We start from the raw sequence: 3,803 nt of genomic DNA on the forward strand, positions 1-3,803 counted from the left end.
ATCTGACGAAGAACAGGAGCGGAAAGGACCAAAAAATCGCCCAAAGCACACACGAAAACGGATACATCAAGCCAAGAAAAACTTTTTGGAGAAATTCAAAACAGCTTCTGAAAGGTTCAGTATCTGTTTCAGGCTGTCTGGATTGATAACGCAACCCAATCAGAAACTCCAACTGTTTTGATTACTTTTGGAATTTGATTACCAAATTAATTAGATGCCCATCACATTTTTCTTTGATTAATTCAAAACAGTCTCCAAGGAGTGGGGGAAAATTATACACCTTAATATCAATGCCCAAATGAAAGAACCATGGGGTATGCATGTGAAATCTATATACAGAAGAAGGTTTTTCCGTAGATTTTTCCTACATTTGCATACTCAAACCAAAAAAAGAATGCCATGAATTTTATCGGAATCATTCCTGCAAGATATGCATCAACTCGTTTTCCTGCCAAGCCGCTGGCATTGTTGGGAGGAAAACCGGTTATTGAACGAGTGTATGAACAAGTATACGGTGTATTTGATGATGTATACGTGGCCACTGACGACGAGCGCATCGAAGCTGCTGTTAAGTCGTTTGGTGGAAAAGTTGTAATGACCTCTGCTGCGCACCGGAGCGGAACAGACCGTTGTGCGGAAGCTTACCGGAAAGTGGGAGGAGAATTCGACGTAGTAGTCAATATCCAAGGCGACGAACCTTTCGTCCAACCTTCGCAGCTGAAAACTCTCAAGGCCTGTTTTGACGACCCTGCTACACAGATAGCTACGCTGGTGAAACCCTTTAATGCGACAAATGGATTGGATGCACTGGAAAATCCCAATTCGCCCAAGGTTGTGGTAGGGAGAAATGGTAATGCTTTGTACTTCAGTCGTTCCATCATTCCTTTCCTGCGTGGGAAAGACCGCCAAGAATGGTTATCCTCGCATACATACTACAAACACATCGGACTGTATGCTTATCGCTCTCAGGTACTGAAGGAAATTACAGCCCTGCCCCAGTCCCCGCTAGAACTGGCCGAATCGCTGGAACAACTACGCTGGTTGGAAAACGGATACGTCATCAAAGTGGGTATCAGTGATGTAGAAACAATAGGCATAGACACCCCGCAAGACTTGGCTCGTGCCGAGAAGTTCTTGCAAGAACATTTCCAACAGCTATGAGTCTTGACAGAACAACAGCTCCTGAAATACGCCAGATAGAGCATTTCTCGATACCGGAACCCGAACGTTACGTGCTGCGTAACGGCATCCCAGTGAACATCATGCAGGTGGGCGATGAAGATGTCATCCGTTTTGACCTGCTGATGAAGGGTGGGCAATGGAACCAAGAGCAACCTTTACAAGCAATGTTTACCAACCGTATGTTACGCGAGGGTACTCGCTTATTGACATCGGCGCAAATAGCGGAACGTTTGGACTATTATGGTGCGTGGCTCGATTTGTCTTCATCGGTCAACTATGGTTTTATCACGCTATATTCGCTGGGTAAGCACTTTCCACGCACTGTTGAGGTGGTGGCTTCGATGGTGAAAGAACCTGTATTCCCGGAAAAAGAACTTTCGGTCATCGTCAATGCCAATAAACAGCAGTTCCGGGTGAATGCCCGTAGGGTGGACGTGATGGCCCGTAAACGATTGAATCGTGCTCTTTTTGGCTCTACACACCCATTGGGAAGATACGCTGAATTGGACGACTACGACCACATCACTCGAGACGCATTGGTGCGTTTTTATCGTACCTATTATCATTCAGCTAATTGTTCGATGTACGTATCAGGCAAAGTAACTCCCGAGATATTGCGTTGTATCGAACAGCATTTCGGTGAAACATCTTGGGGCGAAAGTTCGCACACAGCTACCTTTGAGCAATATTTACCCGATACGGAGAACTGTCGCCGCCTCTTTGTGGAAAAAGACGATGCTCTTCAAAGTTCGTTGAAGATGGGTGCCTTCTCGCTTCCCCAGCAGCATCCCGATTACCTGAAGCTACGCGTGCTGGTCACACTGTTTGGCGGTTATTTCGGGAGTAGGCTGATGTCGAACATCCGCGAAGAAAAAGGATACACTTATGGAATAGGTGCCGGACTGGTCAATTATCCAGGAATAGGCGTGCTGGGCATCAGTACTGAGGCTGCCAACGAATATATAGAGCCAATCATTACCGAAGTATTCAAGGAAATGGATCGCCTATGCTCGGAAAAGGTGTCTTCCGAGGAATTGGAGATGGTGCGCAATTATATGCTCGGCGACATGTGCCGCTCTTATGAAGGTGCGTTCTCACTTTCCGATGCATGGATATTTATCGAAACCACCGGATTGGCAAACGATTTCTTTGAACGCTCCCTGGAGGCTATTCGTGAAGTAAGTACCGATGAAATCCTGTCGTTGGCACAAAAACATTTTTGCAAAGAAAACTTAATAGCAGTAGTAGCAGGTAAAAAAGTGTAATGAAATTGTCACGGCTGGTTGAAAAAAACTAATTTTGGACGATTTAAACAAATAAGTAGAATAAGCATGAATAAATATATAGGATTATTTTGTGCCTTTTTGGCCATGGGGAGCCTGTGCGCTTCCGCCCAAATGTCGTTGGGTTACTATAAATTCAAGGACGGGTCGGAATACACTGGTGAACTGAAGAGCCGTCGCCCGAACGGCAAAGGAAAAACCGTATTCAAAAACGGAGATATCTATGAAGGGGAATATGTGAAAGGCAAACGACAGGGAACGGGAACCTATACTTTCGCCGATGGGGAAAAATACGTAGGTGAATGGTTCGAAGACCAGCAGCATGGCAAAGGTACTTATTACTTTATGAATAACAACCGCTACGAAGGAATGTGGTATCAGGATTTTCAGGAAGGCGAAGGTACGATGTACTATTACAACGGTGACAAATATGTAGGTTTCTGGCACCACGACAAACGGAACGGCAAAGGCATTTATACTTGGAGCGGAGGTGCCAATTATGACGGAGAGTGGAAAAACGACCTGAAGGACGGATCCGGTGTGATGATTTGGGAAGATGGTTCAAAATATGAAGGACAGTGGAAGAGTGGCGAGCGCGACGGGCAAGGTACTTTCTATTATACTAATGGCGACAAATACGTGGGCGATTGGGTACGTGATGTACAGCACGGCAAAGGCGTGTATCACTTTCAGAACGGTGAAACATACGAAGGGGATTACGTGGATGGCGAACGGACCGGAACAGGAGCCTACACCTATCCGAATGGAGACAAGTACGTGGGTCAGTTCAAGAACGGCAAACAGGAGGGAACAGGAACATTTACTTGGCAGAACGGTGCCGTGTACGAAGGTGAGTGGGAAAACAACCAACGCTCTGGACACGGATATTACAAATGGGGTAACGGTGACGAGTATGAAGGCGAATGGAAGAACAATGTTGCCGAAGGGCAAGGAGTGCTTCACATGCAAGACGGCTCAGTATATACCGGAAGTTTTGCAGGAGGCAAGGAGCACGGCAAGGGCACAATTGTCAACAAAGACGGTTCGCGCTTTGAAGGCTTTTTTAAGCATGGTAAGAAAGACGGAGCTTTTGTGGAAACCGATGCGCAAGGAAATGTGACACGCCAAGGCACCTTCCGTAACGGACGGTTGCTGAATGCGGCAGACAAGAAGTAGTAACCGGCATGGCTATGATGTATCCAGACAATACGCATATAAGTATTAAAAACATTTAGAAGCTGTTTTGAATTTATCGTGCGATGATTTGGGATGAGTTTTTGAGGCATTTTCGCTTTTGTGATGAGGAAGATAGCGGGCTATCTGACGAAGAACAGGAGC

The 3,803-nt window shown here is 46.0% G+C and carries 4 protein-coding genes; all 4 read left to right on the top strand.

What is annotated here, in order from left to right; all coding sequences use genetic code 11:
* Window positions 1-181, top strand: a 181-nt coding sequence (locus B5F78_RS17450) for a hypothetical protein (protein ID WP_162608583.1), incomplete at its 5' end; no start/stop codon positions are given.
* A 218-nt stretch (window positions 182-399) separates the two neighbouring features.
* Entirely contained in the window at window positions 400-1,161 is a 762-nt protein-coding gene (gene kdsB, locus B5F78_RS16115) for a 3-deoxy-manno-octulosonate cytidylyltransferase (protein WP_087398084.1), read from the top strand.
* Window positions 1,158-2,447 (top strand): M16 family metallopeptidase, encoded by a 1,290-nt coding sequence (locus B5F78_RS16120; protein WP_087251548.1) that lies wholly within the window; start codon window positions 1,158-1,160, stop codon window positions 2,445-2,447. The genes kdsB and B5F78_RS16120 overlap by 4 nt, the downstream gene beginning before the upstream one ends.
* A 66-nt stretch (window positions 2,448-2,513) precedes the next feature.
* Window positions 2,514-3,641, top strand: coding sequence for a phosphatidylinositol-4-phosphate 5-kinase (locus B5F78_RS16125; protein ID WP_087407222.1), 1,128 nt, complete (start codon window positions 2,514-2,516; stop codon window positions 3,639-3,641).
* The last annotated feature ends 162 nt before the right edge of the window (window positions 3,642-3,803 follow it).

The organism is Bacteroides sp. An279 (assembly GCF_002159615.1).
GTDB classification, from domain to species: Bacteria; Bacteroidota; Bacteroidia; order Bacteroidales; family Bacteroidaceae; genus Phocaeicola; species Phocaeicola intestinalis.

Bases quoted from the DNA above. Each gene is read 5' to 3' on its own strand.
- kdsB (WP_087398084.1), top strand. From the start codon at position 400: ATGAATTTTATCGGAATCATTCCTGCAAGATATGCATCAACTCGTTTT.
- B5F78_RS16120 (WP_087251548.1), top strand. From the start codon at position 1,158: ATGAGTCTTGACAGAACAACAGCTCCTGAAATACGCCAGATAGAGCAT.
- B5F78_RS16125 (WP_087407222.1), top strand. From the start codon at position 2,514: ATGAATAAATATATAGGATTATTTTGTGCCTTTTTGGCCATGGGGAGC.